This is a genomic window from Deltaproteobacteria bacterium (assembly GCA_016235345.1).
Classification (GTDB): Bacteria; Desulfobacterota; Desulfobacteria; order Desulfobacterales; family Desulfatibacillaceae; genus JACRLG01.
The window spans coordinates 65,420-84,237 of sequence record JACRLG010000023.1 but is presented as its reverse complement, the minus strand read 5'-3'; the positions used below and the strand labels follow the sequence as shown (position 1 = coordinate 84,237).

Sequence of the window (18,818 nt, the reverse complement as noted above, 5' to 3'; positions counted from 1 at the left end):
CATTGTTTGAATGCCGATCATGCAATTTGGAGGACCTTTCCATGCCCATGCGCAAAAGCCCGGTTCTGACAATGGCGGCCATAATGGCCCTTTCGGTTTTTACCGCCTGCCACGACAAAATAGAACCCGGCGTCTCGGATGCCCCGACTTCACCTCCCAAGTCCGTTAAAATTGAAACCGCCGCTACTGCGGATTCGACCGGAACCATCCAGGTTGTGGGCACGGTGAGGGCCAGGGAAGCCTCCACGCTTTCGGCCAAGATCATGGGCGTGATCACCTCTGTTACGGTGGAGGAGGCAAGCCGGGTGCGGGCGGGCGAGGTTCTCGTCTTCATCGATCCCACCGCGATCGACGCTTCCGCCCAGAAAGCCGGGGCCGCCGTTGCCGAGGCCCGGCAGGCCAAAAACGCGGCCCTTTCGGCCCTGGAATCCGCCAGGGCCCAGTTTCGGCTGGCCGAGGCCACCTTCAGGCGCTTTGAAAAGCTCCACGCCGATCATCTGGTGAGCTTCCAGGAATTCGACCAGGCGAAAGCTTCGCGCGATAATGCCGAAGCGGCAGTGAACCAGGCAAAAGCCTCGGTGGACGCGGCTTCGCAAAGGATCGGCCAGGCGGTGGCCGGACAGGCCGAAGTGGGGGTGAGCGTGCGGGACGCCCAGGTCCGCGCCCCCTACGACGGGGTGGTGACCAAAAAATACGTGTCGGCGGGCGACCTCGCCTCGCCGGGAGCGCCCCTCCTGGCGCTTGAGAGCTTTTCGGGCCAGAGGGCGGACATAGGTGTTCCCGAATCACTGGCAGGTTCGCTGGCGGTCGGCCAGAGGCTTGCGGTGTCGGTTTCGGGCGCTTCAGCCGATCCTTACACCGCCGTTATCCGGGCCATACTGCCCTCAGCCGACGAGAAGAGCCGCACGGTGACGGTCCAGGCCGATCTTCCGAAAGACCCGGCCCTGCGCTCCGGCATGTTTGCAAGAACCGATATCCCCGTAAAGTCCGCCCGGGTTCTCACGGTGCCGGAGTCCGCCGTGGTGCGCCACGGCCAGCTTGAGGCCCTTTTCGTGGTGGACGGAAAGAACGCGGCCCGCCTTCGCATGGTGCGGGTGGGGGCCACGGGCGACGGCAGGGCGGAGATAGTCTCCGGACTTTCCGAAGGAACCCGCTACGTGGCGGCTCCGCCCGCCGGGCTTTCCGACGGCGAAAAGGTGGAGGCCGCAAGATGAAGCAAACCTTAGGCCCTGCGGGCGTAATCGCCAAAGCCTTCATCAACTCCAAGCTCACGATCCTTATCGTGGCGGCATCGCTCCTTCTGGGCTATTTCGCGGTTGTAAGACTGCCCCGTGAGGAGGAGCCCCAGATCATAGTCCCAATGGTGGACGTTTTCGTCTCCATGCCCGGCGCCTCGGCAAAGGAGGTGGAGGAGCGCGTCACCAACCCCATGGAAAAGCTACTGTGGGAGATTCCGGGGGTGGAGTACGTCTATTCCACGTCGAGCCCCGGCTCCTCAATGGCCGTGGTGCGCTTTAAAGTCGGCCAGGACGAGGAAAGAAGCATAGTAAGGCTTCAATCCAAGCTGCTCGCCAACTACGACAGGATTCCCGCAGGCGTTTCCCAGCCCCTGGTCAAACCCCGCTACATCGACGACGTGCCGATCCTGGCCCTCACCTTTCATTCAAAGGACGCCGACCACTTCACCCTGCGCCGGGTGGCGGCGGAGGTGGAAACCCGCATCAAGCGCGCGCCCAACGTCTCCATCACAACCATTACGGGCGGAGCCCGCCGGACGCTGCGCGTTCTTCTGGACCCGGCAAGGCTTGCGGCTTACGGCGTAAGCCCCGATACCATTCCGGCCATACTCGCCGCAGCCAACCAGGAAACCGGCGCGGGCTCCTTTCCAAGCCCGGAAGGCGAAATCCAGGTTCACGCGGGCTCGTTTTTGAAGGACGCCCGGGACGTGGAAAGCGTGGTGGCGGGGGTTTACGCGGGAAAGCCCGTTTACGTGAAGGACGTGGCAAGGGTTATTGACGGCCCGGAGGAGCCTTCCCAGTACGTTTTCATGGGCAATGGCCCCGCCGGTGAAAAATCGGAAAAAGAGGTCCGAAACGGCGTGGAACCGGCAGTCACCCTCTCGGTTGCCAAGCGCAAGGGTGAAAACGCGGTATCTGTGGCGAACAACATATTAAAGAGGGTGGAGGAGCTGAAGGGCGAGGTCATCCCCGGCAACATCGAGGTCAGCATAACCCGCAACTACGGGAACACGGCCAGGGAAAAATCCGACGAGCTTCTGTTCCACATGTTTCTGGCGGTGCTTTCGGTCACCATTCTGGTGGCTCTCACCCTGGGCCGCCGGGAATCGGGCGTCGTTCTCCTGGCGATACCCGTCACGCTGGCGCTCACCCTTTTCATGTTCTATCTCTACGGCTACACCTTGAATCGCATCACCCTTTTCGCCCTCATATTTTCCATCGGCATCCTGGTGGACGACGCCATCGTGGTGGTGGAAAACATGGTGCGCCACTTCAGGCTTCCCGAAAACCGCAACCTTCCGGGAAGCGTGGTGGCGTTAAAGGCGGTTGACGAGGTTGGCAACCCCACGATTCTGGCCACTCTCACGGTTATTGCGGCAATCCTTCCCATGGCGGCGGTGGGTGGCCTCATGGGACCCTACATGCGCCCCATCCCGGTGGGTGCCACTGCGGCCATGATCTTTTCGCTCCTGGTGGCCTTCATCGTCACCCCCTGGGCGGCCCTGCGGCTTTTGCCGCGCATAGGCACCGGGCATCACACCGAAAGCGAGGACTGGTCCACGAGGCTCTACAGAAAAGCGATGGGGCCTTTGATCCACAGGCCCGTAATCCGGTGGACATTCCTCCTGGTGGTGATCCTGCTGCTTTTTGGAGCCATGAGCATGGTGGCCTTGGGGCTGGTCACGGTTAAGATGCTCCCCTTTGACAACAAGAGCGAATTTTCGGTGATCCTGGACATGCCGGAAAGCGCCACCCTTGAAACCACAACGGCCTGCGCCCTTGAAATGGGCGAATACCTTGGCCGCATGAACGAGGTGGAAAATTATCAGGTTTACGCCGGATGCGCCGCGCCCTTCAATTTCAACGGCCTTGTGCGCCACTATGATTTGAGAAGCGGAACCAACGTGGCGGAAATACAGGTGAATCTGGCAGAAAAGCAGAAAAGGAGCCAGCCCAGCCACGAGGTGGCCAAAAGGGCCAGGCCGCCCATGATCGCCATAGCCAAAAAATACGGGGCGCGGGTGAAGGTTGCCGAGGTGCCGCCCGGCCCGCCCGTGCTATCGACCCTGGTGGCCGAGGTTTACGGCCCGGATTACAAGCGCCAGAAGGAGATAGCAAAGGACCTTCTGAAAATCTTCGACGAGGCTGTTGGCGTGGTTGACGCGGACACCTACATGGAGGACGACCAGAAGCGCCTGGTTTTCGTTGTGGACCAGGAAAAGGCGGCCCTCCACGGCATAGCGGCCCAGAGGGTGGTGGCGGCGATTTCCCTGGCCGAAAAGGGCGCTCAGGCAGGGCTCGTTCACAAGCCGATGGAGCGCGAGGACCTGCCCATAACGGTTGTCCTGCCCTTTTCCGAGCGCACCGACGTAAACCGCTTAACGAGCCTCAAACTCACCGCCGCAGACGGATCCATGGTGCCCCTTTCAGCCCTTGTGAAGCCGGTGGTTCTTGAACGCGACGAGGCAATTTACCACAAGAACCTGATGCCCGTGGTCTACGTCACAGGCGACGTGGCCGGGGCCAAGGAAAGCCCGGTTTACGCCATTATTGGCCTCGCCGAAAAAATAAAGGCGATGGTCCTCCCCGAAGGCTACGCCATGCGCCAGCACACGGCCAGCCTGCCGACAAGCGACCAAAAATACGCCATGAAGTGGGATGGCGAGTGGCACATAACCTACGAGGTCTTCCGCGACCTTGGCATCGCCTTCGCCGCCGTCCTGATCCTCATCTTCTTCCTGGTGACCGGCTGGTTCCAGAGCTTCCTAACGCCCATAGTGATAATGGCGGCCATCCCCTTTTCGCTTATCGGCATTCTGCCCGCCCACTGGGCGCTTGGGGCCTTTTTCACCGCAACCTCCATGATCGGCTTCATAGCGGGCGCTGGAATAGTCGTCCGCAACTCCATAATACTTGTGGACTTCATCGAGCTTCGGGTTTCCGAGGGAATGCCCTTAGACCAAGCCGTGATAGACGCTGGCGCGGTGCGCTTCCGGCCCATGCTCCTAACCGCCGCCGCAGTTGTTGTGGGCGCGGGGGTGATACTTTTCGACCCCATTTTCCAGGGCCTTGCGGTTTCCCTCATGTTCGGGGAAATGGCCTCCCTGATCTTTTCCCGCATGACGGTGCCCATACTGTACTACATGCAGAAAAAGCGTTGAAAGGAGCCGCAGGATGGGATATTCTCCTGAAAACAGCACATTGACCGTCGCTTTACCCAGGGGAGCAGGGCCATGAAGCCGAAGATCGAAAACCTCGTTATCGAAAATTTCCGCGCCATCAAAAAGATGGAGCTTAACGGCCTTGGCCGGGTGAACCTGATAACGGGCCGCAACAACAGCGGAAAATCAACGGTGCTGGAGGCGATAAGGCTGTTGGCTTCAAAAGCGTCACTCGCTGTCATCCGTTCCATTCTTAAATATCGGGAAGAAATAATTGAGCCGATTTTTGGAAACATAAAGCCAATAGAAGCTGATGGTTCTTTTTATTTAACGAGCCTCTTTATCGGATTCCCAAAATTTTCAGAAAAATTGAATTCAATAGTTATTGACTCAAGTGGCATTGATTACAATATGAAAATATTGATAAAGCCAACTTGGCTCCCAGTTACAGAACCTCAAAAAAATAATGATACAATACAAGATTTAGTACAGTTACGTGTCCTTATAGGCAAACGTCCAGGACTCGAAATATCCATCAACGACACTCCCCATATGGTTCCACTGACAGACTCAATTTGGAATTCATCCTTTGATTATTGGTCTTCCAGTGGTTATGAAAAATTGGATGAGCAACCAATGCCTTGCCTTTATTTAAGTCCGGTTGGGGTAGATATTCCTGGAATTGTTGGGCAACTTTGGGACAATGTGGCTTTATCGGAACTTGAAAAAGACGTCATTGATGCTTTGAAAATAATTGATCCAAAAATTTCAGCTATCTCCATGGTTGGCGAAGAAAATTCCGCTATAGGTCGCAAAGCCATTACCCGCGCCGAAGGCATGTCCCGCCCGGTTCCCCTGCGCTCCTTTGGCGACGGCATGAATCGGCTTTTCCAGATGATTCTGATGCTGGTGAACGCCAAGGGCGGGATATTATTGATAGACGAGTTCGAAAACGGGCTTCACTACTCGGTGCAGCCGAAAGCCTGGAAGCTGGTCTTCGAGCTGGCAAGGCGGCTTGATATACAGGTTTTCGCCACAACCCACAGTTGGGACGCAATAGAGGCTTTCCAGGAAGCCGCCGCCGAAGACCCCGAAGAGGGGGTGCTGGTGCGCCTCTACCGCAAGGACGACAGGATCATCCCCACACTGTTCCGTGAGGACGAACTTGCCGTTGTCACCCGCGAACGCATTGAGGTGCGCTGAAAATGGCCGCCAAACAGATTCTACTGGTTGAAGGCAAGGATGACGAGTACGTGGTAAAGCACCTGTGCGGAAATCTCCAAGGGCCGCATATCGAAAAAATCAAGGACTGCGAGGGAATAGATAATCTGTTGGAGGCCCTTCCCGTTCGTCTCAAATCAGCGCAGGAAGGGCAGGTGGGGGTAGTGGTTGACGCCGACGCCAACCTTGCCGCCCGCTGGCAGTCAATCCGTAACATCCTTGTAACAAATGGTTACATTTCAGTGCCGGTCAACCCATCGCCGGATGGCACAGTCGTTGAGCCGACCGAAGATTCCCTGCTTCCCCGTTTCGGCGTCTGGATAATGCCGGATAACCGCACCAACGGCATCCTTGAGGATTTTCTTCGAGTTCTGGTCCCGGAAGGCTCCCCGCTTTTTGCTCACGCCGAAGCGAGCATCGATGGCATACCACAGGGAGAGCGCAAATTTTCCGATCCCAAGCGCCCAAAGGCCCTTATCCACACCTGGCTTGCGTGGCAGGAGGAACCGGGCAAACCCCTGGGAACCTCCATAACCGCAAAGTACCTCGATCCGAACACCCCAAGCGCCGCAGTATTCGTTTCCTGGCTTAACCGGCTTTTTTCCTGATTATCCTACGCTCTCACACCATTCTCCTGGTGAGCTTTATGGCGGCTCCTAAAACCGGGATGTGGCCGAAGAAGTTTTTGGCCGAGTCCCAGAAATCCTGGTGAAGGACCACCCTGCCGTCTTTATCGAGCCTAATCCTGCTCATGCCGTGGGACACGTATGATCTGTCCTTGCGGATGCGCCGAAACCTTATCTCCATGGTCCAGCACACGTAGTAATCCTTGCCGGTGCGGGCAACGCCGTCCAGGGTAACGGAAAAAACCGAAAGCATCCTTGAAGTGCGGGCAAAATAGCGCTCTATGTCTGCGGCCCGCATGAATGTTTTAAGGGTGTCGTTGAAATAGACATGGTCCGCGTAAAGCTGGCGGGTCATGGCGTGGACCGTGGCTTCGTTCACCGATGAAAAATACGCCTTAAACCGCTCCATGGCGGCCTTTTCGGCTTCGGAGCCCGGCTCCACCGTCTCGATCTCGTCGCTCCACTTAAGAGCCTCTGCGTATTTCATGGCTTTTTCCTCGAATTATCCGCACGGGTTTCTCAAAAGCGGTCGAAAACGGTTTCCCTGGGAGCGCGGGCGTCCCGCCCGCATTGGTTATAAAAGCGGGCGGGACGCCCGCGCTCCCAGGGCAAAACCCTCCCATCGAAAATATCAAACAAGCCATCAATATATCTTTTTCCGCTCTGCAAGCCCCTTGTCCACCAGCCGCCTCACCTCGTCCTTCACCTGCTGCACCATTTTCGCCACGTCCTCCTCGCTTTCCACGTCGCCGGAAAAACGCATGGGCTCGCCGAAATTGATGATGAACCGGGCTGGAAGCGGAAAGGGAATGGTGAGGGGAAAGGACGGCCAGCCCAGGATTTTCGCCAGGGGCTTTAAATTCACCAGCGCGGGCATTGTCTCCTCGGAGCCAACCACACCCACGGGTACAATGGTAGCGCCGGTTTCAAGGGCCATGTGCATGAAGCCGTTTCCGAAGCCCTGCAACTGGTATCGCTTGGCCCAGACCTTGCCGCCGCCGCGAGCGCCTTCGGGGAAAACGATCACGGCCTCGCCCCGGTTCAGCATCCTTATGCAGTTCACCGGATCGCCCACCACAGCCCCCACGCGATTCAGCGTGTTGCCCACAAAGGGAAGGTGAAAGGCGAAGCGCTCCACCATGGCCCTTGCCGCGCGGGGGCCGTCGGGGTTGGTGGCCAGGGCCACCCCTATCATCATGCCGTCGGTGGGAAGCTGGCCCGCATGGTTGGGAATCACCAGAAGGGGGCCGGTTGTGGGTACATTTTCCAGCCCGTGCACGGTCACCCGGAAATAGTTGTCGAAAAACCACTTGAGAACCGTGAGCCCCACCTTGGCGTCTTCGGTGTTGAAGCCCCAGGGGTCGTAGCCCAGTGAGCCAACGGAAAGGGGCATGGAGTCCACAAGGCGAGAAAGTTCGCCTGAAACCGCCTTTTTTCTTAAAAAAGTGCCGAGGTTCATGTGGGGCAGTCCTCATTGTTGATTGGTGGCAATCTGAAAGGCAGGAATGTAACTTATGCGCAAAAACCATAAAATGCAAGAAAGACAGACAGAAAAGAAGGTGTGCTTTTGGCGCAATGCGGAGCTTTGAAGCGTAACGCATCTGTTCGCATTTTTTTATGCAGAAGCGTGAATCCTGCGTAAAAACGATGAAATGCAAGGAGAGCGAAAAGCCGACGAGCAAGCGTGCTGAAAGTACGTGGCGGAGCCGGCTTTGAAGCACGACACAGCAGTTCGCGTTTTTACGCAGGATTCACAAAAAAAAGGCCGCCGGGAGGACTACTCCCGGCGGCCTTTTTTTTCAGATGCGGGTGCGGATGGGGACGAACCCCGTCCGCACGGGCGTCTTAACCTGCAACCAGAGCCTTGAGATCAACACCCTGGGGCGCCACGAAGATGAGAAGCAGCGCGACGACCAGAGCGTAAATACAAAGAGACTCGATCATGGCCAGACCGATAAGCATGGTGGTCATGATTTTGCCCGAAGCCTCGGGATTGCGGGCGATACCCTCAACGGCGGCCTTCAGACCAAGAGCCTGGCCGATGCCGCAGCCGAAAGCCGCGATTGCGATTCCGAAACCTGCCGCCGTCATGGCGGCGATGAGCACGCTCAAAGCATTGACTGATTGTTCCATTGATCAACTTCTCCTTTAACGATTATGTTTTTTCTGCGGGCTTCTTCCAAAAACCCGTACCGCAATGCCAGCCTGTCTAATAACGCGAATTGCTGTGTCGTGCTTCAAAGCCGATTTCGGTCACGTACAAAAGCGTACGCTCTCTCATCAGCTTTTCGCACTCCTTGCACTTCATCGTTTTTATCCAGGCTTTGTTTCCAGTTTTTCCGATTGGCCTTAGGCTGCCAAAAAAATCCTAATGCGCGTGCTCCATGGACCCTGCAAAATAAATGGTGGAAAGCAGGAAGAACACGAAGGCCTGAACCAGGGACACGAAGACGCCCAGGGCCATGATGGGAAGCGGGGCGAAAAACGCGCCCGCCAGCATGAAAAGAATGCCCAGCACCAGTTCGTGGCCCATCATGTTTCCGAAAAGACGGAAGGAGAGGGAAAGCACCCGCGCGCAGTGCCCGATGATTTCCAGCACCAGGAACAGGGGGATGAGGGCCGCCACGGGGCCGGTGAAGTGCTTGATGTACTTTATGCCGTGATACTTGATGCCGATGATGTGGGTGACGGCAAAAACCGTCACCGCGCAGCTTGCCGTTGTGTTGATGTCGGCGGTGGGCGGAAAGAATCCCGGAAAAAGCCCCATGAGGTTGCAGACGAGAATGTAGATGAAGACCGTTGCGGTGATGGGGAGCAGCCAGCGGCCCTCCTCGCCGGTCACGGACACCATGAAATCCTCGATGCCGCCCACGATGAGTTCCAGAAAATTCTGGCCCTTGCCCGGCACCAGCTTCAAGCCACGGGTGGCCACGAAACCGAAGCCCAGCATGAGCGCCATTGCGAACCACGTATAGAACACGTGCTTGTAGTCGAAAGCAGTCTGGGAACTTACCCCGAACATCTCCGCCAACTTTGTAAGGAACAGATACGGATGCTCCACGTCAGCCAGCCTCCTTCACCGAATGAAATTTCAATTCATTAACCAATGCGGCCACTATGCTCACCACCACCACGGAAAGGCCAAGGATGAGGCCGATGGGGTGGACGATGCGGGTGGCCATAAGAACGAAAATGATGATGGCGCTTGCCATGAAGCGCAGATAATACTTGGCCAGCACCGGGGCGTATCCTTGGGTGTTGCCCGGGGCCAGCGCCTTTTTAAGGGTGCGGAACAAAAGCGCGAAATTGACGGTCACGATCAGGCCGCCCAGAAGGACCCCCAGAAAAAACCTGGGCGGGGCGAACACGAAGGCGCACAGGGCCGCCCCTCCAAGAATGAAGGGATTGGACCTTGTCACGAAGGAATAGATTCTCTCCTCCGCTCCGTCCCGGCTTGCCGGTTTTTCGTCTTGCGCCTTTTGCATCAATAAGCCCTGTGGCCCTGCCGCAAACCGGGCAGGGTCATTTTTTTTCCTGGGTGTCCAACTTCCTGGCCCGCGTGTATATCAGCCAGAGGTTCCGGTAGCCCGCCGCGATCCCGAAGCCCAGAAAGATCAGGGTGCACCACGGGGAAGTGCCGAAAACGCTCTTGTCCAGCCATATCCCTATAAAAAGGCCGATGGCTATGGAAAAGCCGAATGACAGCCCCGCCGTGCTTATGAAAGCAAGGTCCCGGTAAAACTGCCTTTTTTCGTCTTCCCGGCCCATTTGGCCTTTCACTGCCTTTCAATCCCGAAGGGGACTGTTGCCCATACCAAAGCCTTGTGGCCAAGTCAACACCAAATCCTTTTTTGCGCATGGCCGGGGGCGCTTTCCTTTTTAAGGGCCGCCCCCTTTTCGCCTCATCAAAAAAGACCGGGGAATCATTATCCCGACAAGCGTGTTGACACAAGCAAAATAATTCGGCATCTATATAGTCACACGGCATTACGGTTTCATTCCCCCCGATCCCGGCCTTGGTTTCCTGCAAAAAAGCCGACGGAACGGGATGTTATCCCGAAACATCTTTTTCAAATTCAGGCCGACCCGGCGGTCAATCAATGGCCTAAAGCCAACCTTTCGCCAACTCACAGGAAAATCACAACCTTATGGATCATTACGATTACGCGGTAATCGGCAGCGGCTTCGGCGGAAGCGTTTCAGCCCTGCGCCTGTCCGAAAAGGGATACAGGGTGGCGGTCCTGGAACAGGGCCGGGACGTGACGCCATCCGACATGGAGGCCGCCGCAGGAAATCTGAAGCGCTTTCTGTGGATGCCGCCCCTTGGGATGCGCGGTTATTTCGTGCAGCACGTTTTCCGGCACGTGATAATCGTGGGGGGCGTGGGGGTGGGGGGCGGAAGCCTGGTCTACGCGGCGGTGCTTCTGCGGCCCAAGGCGGCCTTTTTCAACGACCCGGCGTGGCGGGACCTTTCCCCGGACTGGCAGGGGGAACTCGCGCCCCACTACGAAACAGCCGAAGGCATGTTGGGGGTGACAAGGAACCCGCGCCTGGACCTCATGGACGGGCACCTGAAAAAAGCCGCAAGGCTCATGGGAGCCGAAGGGACCTTCGGTCCGGTGAGAAACGGCATCTACTTCGGGAACCCCGGAACCACCGTACCCGATCCTTTTTTCGATGGAAAGGGCCCCCCGCGCACCGGCTGCGAATACTGCGGCGAATGCCTGGCGGGCTGCGCCAAAAACTCCAAGAACAGCCTGGACAAGAACTACCTTCATCTGGCCAAGAACCTCGGGGCCAAAATTCTTCCCGACCGCAGGGCCGTGAACGTCCTGCCCCTTCCGGGGGGCGGCTACGCGGTGGAATCACGAAGCGTCAACGGCCTTAAAAAGGCACCGGTCAAGGCCGACCGCGTGATAGTCTCAGCCGGGGTGGTGGAAAGCCTGCGGCTTTTGTTCTCCTGCCGGGACGACCTGAAAAGCCTTCCCAACATCTCGCCCCGACTGGGGAAGCTGGTGCGCACCAATTCCGAGGCCATAGTGGGGATTCTTTCCCGCGACAAGGACGCCGACCTCACCAAAGGCACCGCCATAACCAGCGATTTTTACCCGGATTCCCACACCCACATCACCCAGAACCGCTTCCCCACGGCCTACAATTTCATGAAATTTTACGTCGGCCCCCTGGTGGACGACGCCGACCCGAAAACCCGTGCGAAAAAGGCCCTTGCCGCCCTTTTCTCTCATCCGGTATCGGCCACGGAATCCTTCAGGGCGAAAAACTGGCGCGGGCGCATGAGCGTTCTCACAGTGATGCAGGACACCGACAACCGCCTTGCCTTCGATTTTCGGCGCTCGCCCTTCCCGCCCTTTTCCAGGCGTCTTCAATCCCGCGCCATAAAGGGCTGGGAGGCTCCAAGCTACCTGCCGGTGGCCAACGAGGCGGCCCGCGCTTTTGCGGCGGCGTCAGGCGGAACGCCCTTGAACGTCCTTACCGAGTCCGTGGGCGGCATCTCGTCAACGGCCCACATCCTGGGCGGCTGCCCAATGGGGACCTCGGCTGAAAACGGCGTGATCTCCAGAAATCACGAGGTGTTCGGCCATCCCGGCCTGTACGTTGTGGACGGCTCGGCGGTCTCCGCCAACGTGGGGGTCAACCCAAGCCTCACCATCGCCGCCCTGTCGGAGCTTGCAATGTCCCGCATACCGGGCCGGGAGGAGTGACGGCGGGCCGGGACTGCGTCTGTCTGATTTCTAATTTCAAGGGGGGAAATCATGGCCAGGAAAGTAGTGATAATAGGTGCCGGCCTCGGCGGGCTGGCCTGCGGAGCCCTGCTTGCCCAGAAGGGGGCCGATGTGCTGATCCTGGAAGCCCAGCCCGTGGCAGGGGGCCGGTCCATGGCCTTTGAGCGGGACGGCTTCAAGTGCGATTTCGGCGTGCACATGTTCTCCAGGGGAAAAAGCGGCCCCCACGGGGAGATGACCGGAAGGACATCGGGCGGGCTTAAGTGGTCCGTCAAAAATCCGGCTGCACGGGTGATGGGCAGGGCCGAGTTCGATTTTCCCCTGGACTTGAAACCCCTTTGGCAGACGGTGAAGGTGGCCCAAAAACTACGGATCGGCCTTATTAACTACCCCGGAGCCTGGCGCTTCATACGGGCCCTTCTTACGGGCGATCTGGCCGGGGAAAACGACCGGGTCACCCTCTACGACTTCGTGAAGGCCCACACGAAGGACCGCGAGGTCCACGCCTTCGCCAACTGCGTGTGCCAGCTCTATTTCGCCCTGGACTACCGGCAGGCCTCAGCCGGGGAGTTCATCCACTGCTTTTCCCGGATGTTTGCAGACGCGGACTTCGGCTACCCCATGGGCGGCTGTCAGGCCATACCCGATTCGTTCAGGAAAAGCCTTGAACTCTACGGCGGCAGGATACTTTTTTCGGAGACCGCGACGGAGATCGTTTCAAGGGCCGGAATGGTGGCGGGCGTAAAAACCGAAAGCGGCTTTTTTCCTGCGGACGTTGTGATTTCAAACGCCGGAGCGGCCCGGACCCTGGACCTGGCGGGCAGGGAGGCCATAGGGGAGGAGACGGCCCGGCGCATACCCAAAATGAGCTATTCCAACGCCTACGTCACCATAAAGTACGCCCTCGACAGGCCCGTCATCCCTTATCCCGTGGTTTTTTACATGCCCAAGGGCGACCCTGTGACCATCTTCGACTACATCCAAAACAAGAGCGTGCCGGACGACCCCTTCATCTTCATGCCGGTTCCCTCCAACCACGACCCGTCCCTGGCCCCGCCGGGAAAACAGCTCGTGATAGCGGGAACCGCCGCTCCCCCGCGCTCGTCCAAGGCCCTGGGGAATGCCATACTTGACAAGGTACACGAAACCGTGTTGAGACTGTTCCCGGGTTTTTCCGATTCGATCATCTGGGAGACACGCTCCACCCGCTCGGACGTGACGGCCCTCACCCGTCACCCGGCAGGGGAGGCCATCGGCCTTGGCCAGACCCCGGACCAGGTGGGAAGCCTAAGGCTGAAACACGAAACCGCCCTTCTAGGGCTCTATCTGGTGGGCGCGGACGCGGGATCGCGAGGAATCGGAACCGAGCTTGCGGTGGCAAGCGGCATAGCCCTTGCTGATAAAATCAGGCTTTGACGAAAGAGGGGGGACATGGAGAGTCGATTCGGCGGCCCTGGAAAAAAATCGGGCTGTATGATTTTCGCGGCTGCGGCTTTCCTGCTTCTCCTTCCTGCAAACGCATGGGCCTGCATGCCGCTTGTCCCGCTCATTCATCTTTTCGCGGGGCCGGCAATCTCTTACACGGGGATTTGGGGCCTCATAGCCGGAATTCTGGCAAAAAGCGCCATGTTCGCGCTTTTCGTAAGGCCCCTGCCCTTCGGCAGGACGTTCTCCTCCATGCTCCTGGCCAATATTTTCACCACTCTTCTCGGCCTACTGTTTTCGCTAGGAGCGGCGGTTCCGAGCCCGTTTTTTATCTTTATGCTTCTGATAATCACGCCCGTGGCTTATCGCCCAAGTAAGAGAGCCGCCATGTTTCTCGGTGACTCGCGGTTTTCAGCGCTAATAAAAGCAAACCCTGTAATACTTGCTTTGGTCTTTCTGGTATTATACATTTTAACGTTCTTGTTTTTGGGGTTAAGTGACGCCATGGAGCCGCCCGCCTACTGGCCGGTAAAGCTTCTCTACGTGATCATCGCGCTCCTTTTCACCGGCGGGCTTACTGTAATCTGGGAGGAGTCCATAGTCTTCAGACATATGAAAGAGCTTTACAAAGGCGACTGCCCCAAAAACTTCTACTCCCAGGTAATTGCGTCCACGGTTCTGATCCTGCTTCTTTTCATGGGAATCGGGGCCGTCCTGGCCATCCCGGAGCGCCTGGCCTCCCCCAACCATCTTATTTGAGCGCCCTTCTGGCCTCCTCGGCGGCGGCCTTCACAAGCTCCTCGTAGGTGGGGTGGTAGAAGGGCAGCCTAAGCACATCGTCCACCGTAAAATTTGCGGCGATCATCACCGAAAGGTAATGGGCCAGATGCTCGCCGTCCGGCATGGCCATCTGCGCGCCCAAAAGCTTTCCGCCGGATTTTCCGAAATAGAGGCTTATCCGCCCAGCCGCTCCGCCTTCCACAATTGCCCGCCCGGATTTCGAGGCGTCCGCCCCGCCAACAACAAAGGAATCCTTCGGCAGCTCGTGGAAGGCCTTCCCCACCATGGCCACGTTGGGCGAGGTGAACACCATGGCCAGCGGCACCTTTTCCGGCAGAACGCCAAGCTCGCCAGGGAAGGCCACGGCGTTTTCCCCGGCCAGCACTCCCTGGTCCGCCGCATCGTGGTAAAAGGGCCTTATTCCGCTTACGTCCCCGGCAAAAAAGACCCTTTGGCCCCCGGCCCTGAGGGTTTTGGGGTCAACCACGGCAAAGCCCCTGTCATCCAACAGAAGGCCCGAATTTTCCAGGCGCAGGCCGTCCACATTGGGGCGTCTGCCGGAGGCCAGAAGAACCAGGTCAAACACATCCTTGCGGCCCGCCCCGGCTGAACGGCCCGTAAGGGTCACGCGGACTCCTTCCTCGCCGACTCCGTCCAGCTTTACCGCCGTTTTCAGATGAAAGGAAAAATTGGGGGTCCTGGACAGGATTTCCTTGAAGGCCCTGTCCACGTCCGGGTCGGAGATGGCGGCCACCCTCTCGGTCATTTCCACCATTGTTACATCGAGGCCAAGGCGCGCCATGGCCTGGGAAAGCTCTATGCCTACCGGCCCCATGCCAACTGCCAGCACCCTTCGGCCAAGGGCCGGAAGCTCGAAAAAGGTATCGGTGGTGACGATCCTGCCGTCCACGAGGCTCCATCCGGGAGGAACGGCGGGAGTGGAACCGGCGGCAACCACTATGGAGTCGCACCGGTAAAGAATGCCTCCAGCCTCAAGCGTCATGGGTTCGGCGAAAAACACGGACTCCGGGATAATCCTGGCCCCGAAACGCGCCCGCGCGTTGGCGGCGGTGGACTTATACAGGCCGTCGCGGATTTTTCGCACCCGCTCCATCACGGCCCCCGTGTCAGCCGGGCCGCTCGCTGCCGGAAATCCGGGCAGGGCGTCTTTGGCGCAGCCCGCGCAAAAGGCCCTTGCAAGGGCGATCACGGCTTTCGATGGCATACAGCCCACGCGGGCGCAGGTGGTGCCCTCTGTTCCGCCTTCAAATATTGCGAAATTTTCGGTTTTCCTGGCTATGCGGGAAGCGGCGAAAAGCCCCGCAGTCCCCGCCCCTATCACCGCCGCGTCCAGCCGAATTTCCTTCATGGCCTCTCCCTTTGAATGGTCCGGGAATTTTTTATAAATTATATCACGAGGAAGGAAAGGATGAGCAAATTTTTGGAGGGACAGGCAGGGGAAAGCGGGCAAGCGCCCGCGCTCCCGGAATTCCAAGCTATTTTTTCTTCGGATGCAGCCCGTTCAAAATCGAATCCAGAATGCCGTTCACGAAACCGGGCGAAAGTTCCGATCCGTAAATTTTAGCCAGTTCCACGGCCTCGTTGACCACCACGGGGCCCGGAACATCCGGCCTGTGCAGAAGCTCGTAAACCGCCACGCGCAACACGTTGCGGTCAACGGCGCTCATCCGGGCCAGTTTCCAGTTTTTGCTGTGGGAAACGATGGCCTCATCGATGCCCGCCTTGTTTTCCAGCACGCCGTAGGCGATGTCTTTGAAAAACTCGTCCGGCACCTGCCCTGCAGCAAAATTGGAACAGTAAAGGGTCATGGCCTCGTAGGGGGGCAGGGGGGAGAAATCCAGGAAGAACAGGGCCTTTAGGGCTTCCTCCCTCGCCTTGCGCCTTTTTCCGGTTGGACTGGTCAAGCGTTCACCCGGCCCATTTCAGCCATGAGATTGGCCATTTCAACAGCTGCCATGGCGGAATCGAAACCCTTGTTGCCCGCCTTGGTTCCGGCGCGCTCCACGGCCTGCTCTATGGTGTCGGTGGTGAGGACCCCGAAGATCACCGGGATTCCGGCGTTAAGCCCCACGTGGGCCACGCCCTTGCTGACCTCGGCGGCCACGTAGTCGAAATGCGGCGTGGAGCCGCGAATCACCGCGCCTAAGCAGATGACGGCGGAAAGCCCCTTCATGGCGGCCATTTTTCCGGCTGCCAGGGGAATCTCGAAGGCTCCGGGAACCCTTACAATGGTGATATCCTCCTCCTTCGCGCCGCTTCTCACAAGGGCGTCGATGGCCCCGCCCAGAAGGCGTTCGGAGATGAAATCGTTGAAACGGCTCACCACTATGCCGAACCGTTTCCCGGCTGCCGAAAGGTTTCCTTCAATTACGCGCGGCGGCATGGCCATATTCCTTTATTTTTTAATCCGGTTACGCCGGGCAAACATTTATCACCCGGCAGGCTTTGAAAAATCGAGTCAGGCAAGGAAAGCGAGCCGGGCGCGGGCGTAAGCGTATCGCGATACGTGCGCACCGCGCCCGGCGATGCTTGACGCAGCATCACGCGATTTTGCGAAGCCTGCCCTCTACTTATAGTTTTCGGGGTGTATCGTATGCCCCATTTTCGTTGCCTTGCACTCAAGGTAGGCCTGGTTGTACTCGTTTGAGGCCACTTCCAGGGGCACCTGTTCAACGATGGAAAGGCCGTAGCCTTCAAGGCCCACCATTTTCTTCGGGTTGTTGGTCATGATCCGCATCTTGCGGATGCCCAGGTCAACCAGTATCTGCGCCCCTATGCCGTAGTTCCGCATGTCCGGCGGGAAACCCAGGCTCTCGTTGGCTTCAACGGTGTCCTGGCCCTGCTCCTGGAGCGCGTAGGCCTTGATCTTGTTGACGAGCCCGATTCCCCGGCCCTCCTGGTGGATGTAGAGGAGCACCCCGCCTTCCTCGCCTATGCGGTGCATGGCCTTATGAAGCTGGTCCCCGCAGTCGCAGCGGAGCGACCCGAAAACGTCGCCCGTCACGCACTCGGAGTGAACCCGCACAAGGGTCGGCGTTTCCGGGTCTATATCGCCTTTTATGAGGGCTATGTGCAGGAAGTTGTCAACGTCGTTTTCGTAGACGATGGCGCGGAACTCACCGCCGTGGCAGGTGGGAATCTTGGCTTCCGCCGCCCTGCGCACGAAGGATTCCTTCCTCATGCGGTACTCAATCATGTCCGCTATGGTGCAGATGCCTATTCCGTGCTCCTGGGAAAAACGCTCCAGGGAGGGCATACGGGCCATGGTGCCGTCGTCGTCCATTATCTCGCAGATTACGCCTGCGGGGATGAGGCCCGCCATGCGGGCAAGGTCCATGGAGCCTTCGGTCTGGCCGGCGCGAACCATCACGCCGCCCGTTCTGGCCCTTAAGGGAAAGATGTGGCCGGGCCGCACCAGATCGCGGGGCTTGGCGTTGGGGGCCACAGCCGTAAGAATGGTGGTTGCGCGGTCGGCGGCTGAAATGCCCGTGGTGACGCCGTTCCGGGCCTCGATGGAAACCGTGAATCCCGTCTGGTAGGGGGACTGGTTGTCGCGCACCATGGGCCGCAGGTCCAGGGAGTCGGCCTTTTCGCGGGTGAGGGAAAGGCAGATGAGGCCGCGCCCGTATTTGGCCATGAAGTTGATGGCCTCAGGGGTGATCTTTTCGGCGGCCATTGTGAGGTCGCCTTCGTTTTCCCGGTCCTCGTCGTCGGCAAGGATCACCATTTTACCGTCGCGGATGTCCTTGATGGCCTGTTCGATTGAAATTTTCGGCATTTTGAGTAGCTTTCCACTTCTTGCTTTATCGGCCCTCTGACAAAAGCCGAATGAAAAAACCGTAGGTTGGGTGGTTCTGCGCGATGCACAGGTTCACCCAACATGACGGAGGCGTTGGGCAATTGTTGGGTGAACCCTCGCCTGTCGGCCCGAAACCACCCAACCTACAAAAACCCCTTTCGGGCCAGAAGCTCCCGCGAAAGCCCGCCTTCTGAGCGATCCATCGCCCTTTTGGTGAAGGCTTCCACGTACTTGGCTATTATGTCGGTCTCAAGGTTCACTGCCTCCCCGGCCCTGAGACTTCCCACAGTGGTCAGTTTTGCCGTATGGGGGATTATGGCCACCGAAAACCCCGAATCGCTTACGGTGTTTATGGTGAGTGAGACCCCGTCAATGGCAATCGACCCTTTTGCCACCATGTAGCGGCAAAGCTCTTTGGGCGCGGAAAAATCCAGGAACAGGAAATTGCCGTCCTGCTTCACCGATTCCAGGCGTCCGGTTCCGTCAACGTGGCCGGTTACAAGGTGGCCGTCTAAGCGGCCCGAAAAGGTGAGCGCCCGCTCCAGGTTCACCCTTTTTCCCGGCCTTGCCTGGCCCAAAGTCGTTGCCCGGCAGGTTTCGGGGGAAACGTCTGCGTCGAACACGTTTCCGCTCAAACGGACCACGGTGAGGCAGGCCCCGGAGACCGCGATGGAGTCCCCAAGTTTGACCCCGTCAAGGGGAAAGCCGGACTCCACGGTAAGCCTCAGGCCGTTTCCGGCCCTCGACTCCCGAATGGTTCCGACTGCCTCGATTATTCCAGTAAACATTTACTGTAACCACCG

Annotated in this window: 18 protein-coding genes; 7 read left to right on the top strand and 11 right to left on the bottom strand. The window is 58.3% G+C overall.

The window, feature by feature from the left end:
- Positions 1–41 precede the first annotated feature (41 nt).
- The 4 genes from HZB23_11020 (at position 42) to HZB23_11005 (ending at position 6,228) form a co-directional block, all read left to right on the top strand.
- Positions 42–1,214, top strand: a complete 1,173-nt coding sequence (locus HZB23_11020) for an efflux RND transporter periplasmic adaptor subunit (GenBank protein MBI5845187.1) — start codon at positions 42–44, stop codon at positions 1,212–1,214.
- Entirely contained in the window at positions 1,211–4,399 is a 3,189-nt protein-coding gene (locus HZB23_11015) for an efflux RND transporter permease subunit (protein MBI5845186.1), read from the top strand. Before HZB23_11020 ends, HZB23_11015 begins: the two co-directional genes overlap by 4 nt.
- 72 nt (positions 4,400–4,471) lie before the next feature.
- Entirely contained in the window at positions 4,472–5,602 is a 1,131-nt protein-coding gene (locus HZB23_11010) for an AAA family ATPase (GenBank protein MBI5845185.1), read from the top strand.
- A gap of 2 nt (positions 5,603–5,604) precedes the next feature.
- Positions 5,605–6,228, top strand: coding sequence for a hypothetical protein (locus HZB23_11005; GenBank protein ID MBI5845184.1), 624 nt, complete (start codon positions 5,605–5,607; stop codon positions 6,226–6,228).
- A gap of 13 nt (positions 6,229–6,241) precedes the next feature.
- On the opposite strand, the gene HZB23_11000 is transcribed toward HZB23_11005, so the two are convergent.
- The 6 genes from HZB23_11000 to HZB23_10975 form a co-directional block, all read right to left on the bottom strand.
- Complete coding sequence (locus HZB23_11000) at positions 6,242–6,733, bottom strand: nuclear transport factor 2 family protein (protein ID MBI5845183.1); 492 nt, start codon at positions 6,731–6,733, stop codon at positions 6,242–6,244.
- Between the two features lie 156 nt (positions 6,734–6,889).
- Positions 6,890–7,705: an acyltransferase family protein gene (locus HZB23_10995; protein ID MBI5845182.1), complete on the bottom strand. Its 816-nt coding sequence runs from the start codon at positions 7,703–7,705 to the stop codon at positions 6,890–6,892.
- Positions 7,706–8,091: 386 nt separating this feature from the next.
- Complete coding sequence (gene atpE, locus HZB23_10990) at positions 8,092–8,379, bottom strand: ATP synthase F0 subunit C (protein MBI5845181.1); 288 nt, start codon at positions 8,377–8,379, stop codon at positions 8,092–8,094.
- 235 nt (positions 8,380–8,614) lie between these two features.
- Positions 8,615–9,268 carry a F0F1 ATP synthase subunit A gene (gene atpB / locus HZB23_10985; protein ID MBI5845180.1) on the bottom strand — a complete coding sequence of 218 codons (654 nt, stop codon included), beginning with the start codon at positions 9,266–9,268 and terminating at the stop codon, positions 8,615–8,617.
- Between the two features lie 40 nt (positions 9,269–9,308).
- Positions 9,309–9,731, bottom strand: a complete 423-nt coding sequence (locus tag HZB23_10980) for an ATP synthase subunit I (protein MBI5845179.1) — start codon at positions 9,729–9,731, stop codon at positions 9,309–9,311.
- A 37-nt stretch (positions 9,732–9,768) separates the two neighbouring features.
- Positions 9,769–10,014 carry an AtpZ/AtpI family protein gene (locus HZB23_10975; GenBank protein MBI5845178.1) on the bottom strand — a complete coding sequence of 82 codons (246 nt, stop codon included), beginning with the start codon at positions 10,012–10,014 and terminating at the stop codon, positions 9,769–9,771.
- 380 nt (positions 10,015–10,394) lie between these two features.
- Here HZB23_10975 and HZB23_10970 point away from each other — a divergent pair, with 380 nt between their 5' ends.
- From HZB23_10970 to HZB23_10960, 3 genes are read left to right on the top strand one after another with little or no spacing between them, the layout of a single operon-like run.
- On the top strand, positions 10,395–11,969 hold the full coding sequence (locus tag HZB23_10970; protein ID MBI5845177.1) for a GMC family oxidoreductase: 1,575 nt from the start codon (positions 10,395–10,397) through the stop codon (positions 11,967–11,969).
- A gap of 51 nt (positions 11,970–12,020) precedes the next feature.
- A complete protein-coding gene (locus tag HZB23_10965; protein MBI5845176.1) occupies positions 12,021–13,406 on the top strand; it encodes an NAD(P)/FAD-dependent oxidoreductase in 1,386 nt (461 codons plus the stop codon).
- Positions 13,407–13,421: 15 nt separating this feature from the next.
- Positions 13,422–14,174 carry a hypothetical protein gene (locus tag HZB23_10960; GenBank protein ID MBI5845175.1) on the top strand — a complete coding sequence of 251 codons (753 nt, stop codon included), beginning with the start codon at positions 13,422–13,424 and terminating at the stop codon, positions 14,172–14,174.
- Here HZB23_10960 and HZB23_10955 read toward each other — a convergent pair.
- The 5 genes from HZB23_10955 to HZB23_10935 all read right to left on the bottom strand — a co-directional run bounded on the left by HZB23_10955 (position 14,167) and on the right by HZB23_10935 (position 18,803).
- Positions 14,167–15,564 carry an FAD-dependent oxidoreductase gene (locus tag HZB23_10955; protein MBI5845174.1) on the bottom strand — a complete coding sequence of 466 codons (1,398 nt, stop codon included), beginning with the start codon at positions 15,562–15,564 and terminating at the stop codon, positions 14,167–14,169. The two genes, HZB23_10960 and HZB23_10955, sit on opposite strands and share 8 nt — an antisense overlap.
- Before the next feature lie 127 nt (positions 15,565–15,691).
- On the bottom strand, positions 15,692–16,120 hold the full coding sequence (gene nusB / locus HZB23_10950; protein ID MBI5845173.1) for a transcription antitermination factor NusB: 429 nt from the start codon (positions 16,118–16,120) through the stop codon (positions 15,692–15,694).
- Positions 16,117–16,599, bottom strand: a complete 483-nt coding sequence (locus tag HZB23_10945) for a 6,7-dimethyl-8-ribityllumazine synthase (protein ID MBI5845172.1) — start codon at positions 16,597–16,599, stop codon at positions 16,117–16,119. The genes nusB and HZB23_10945 overlap by 4 nt, the downstream gene beginning before the upstream one ends.
- 183 nt (positions 16,600–16,782) lie before the next feature.
- A complete protein-coding gene (locus HZB23_10940) occupies positions 16,783–17,994 on the bottom strand; it encodes a bifunctional 3,4-dihydroxy-2-butanone-4-phosphate synthase/GTP cyclohydrolase II (protein MBI5845171.1) in 1,212 nt (403 codons plus the stop codon).
- A 164-nt stretch (positions 17,995–18,158) separates the two neighbouring features.
- Positions 18,159–18,803, bottom strand: coding sequence for a riboflavin synthase (locus HZB23_10935; GenBank protein MBI5845170.1), 645 nt, complete (start codon positions 18,801–18,803; stop codon positions 18,159–18,161).
- Positions 18,804–18,818: the final 15 nt, after the last annotated feature.

Coding starts and splice junctions, on each gene's coding strand:
- atpE (MBI5845181.1), bottom strand. CDS start 8,379: ATGGAACAATCAGTCAATGCTTTGAGCGTGCTCATCGCCGCCATGACG.
- HZB23_10960 (MBI5845175.1), top strand. CDS start 13,422: ATGGAGAGTCGATTCGGCGGCCCTGGAAAAAAATCGGGCTGTATGATT.
- HZB23_10945 (MBI5845172.1), bottom strand. CDS start 16,599: ATGCCGCCGCGCGTAATTGAAGGAAACCTTTCGGCAGCCGGGAAACGG.
- atpB (MBI5845180.1), bottom strand. CDS start 9,268: ATGTTCGGGGTAAGTTCCCAGACTGCTTTCGACTACAAGCACGTGTTC.
- HZB23_11020 (MBI5845187.1), top strand. CDS start 42: ATGCCCATGCGCAAAAGCCCGGTTCTGACAATGGCGGCCATAATGGCC.
- HZB23_10980 (MBI5845179.1), bottom strand. CDS start 9,731: ATGCAAAAGGCGCAAGACGAAAAACCGGCAAGCCGGGACGGAGCGGAG.
- HZB23_11010 (MBI5845185.1), top strand. CDS start 4,472: ATGAAGCCGAAGATCGAAAACCTCGTTATCGAAAATTTCCGCGCCATC.
- HZB23_11005 (MBI5845184.1), top strand. CDS start 5,605: ATGGCCGCCAAACAGATTCTACTGGTTGAAGGCAAGGATGACGAGTAC.
- HZB23_11015 (MBI5845186.1), top strand. CDS start 1,211: ATGAAGCAAACCTTAGGCCCTGCGGGCGTAATCGCCAAAGCCTTCATC.
- HZB23_10940 (MBI5845171.1), bottom strand. CDS start 17,994: ATGCCGAAAATTTCAATCGAACAGGCCATCAAGGACATCCGCGACGGT.
- HZB23_10955 (MBI5845174.1), bottom strand. CDS start 15,564: ATGAAGGAAATTCGGCTGGACGCGGCGGTGATAGGGGCGGGGACTGCG.
- HZB23_10975 (MBI5845178.1), bottom strand. CDS start 10,014: ATGGGCCGGGAAGACGAAAAAAGGCAGTTTTACCGGGACCTTGCTTTC.
- HZB23_10995 (MBI5845182.1), bottom strand. CDS start 7,705: ATGAACCTCGGCACTTTTTTAAGAAAAAAGGCGGTTTCAGGCGAACTT.
- HZB23_11000 (MBI5845183.1), bottom strand. CDS start 6,733: ATGAAATACGCAGAGGCTCTTAAGTGGAGCGACGAGATCGAGACGGTG.
- HZB23_10970 (MBI5845177.1), top strand. CDS start 10,395: ATGGATCATTACGATTACGCGGTAATCGGCAGCGGCTTCGGCGGAAGC.
- HZB23_10935 (MBI5845170.1), bottom strand. CDS start 18,803: ATGTTTACTGGAATAATCGAGGCAGTCGGAACCATTCGGGAGTCGAGG.
- HZB23_10965 (MBI5845176.1), top strand. CDS start 12,021: ATGGCCAGGAAAGTAGTGATAATAGGTGCCGGCCTCGGCGGGCTGGCC.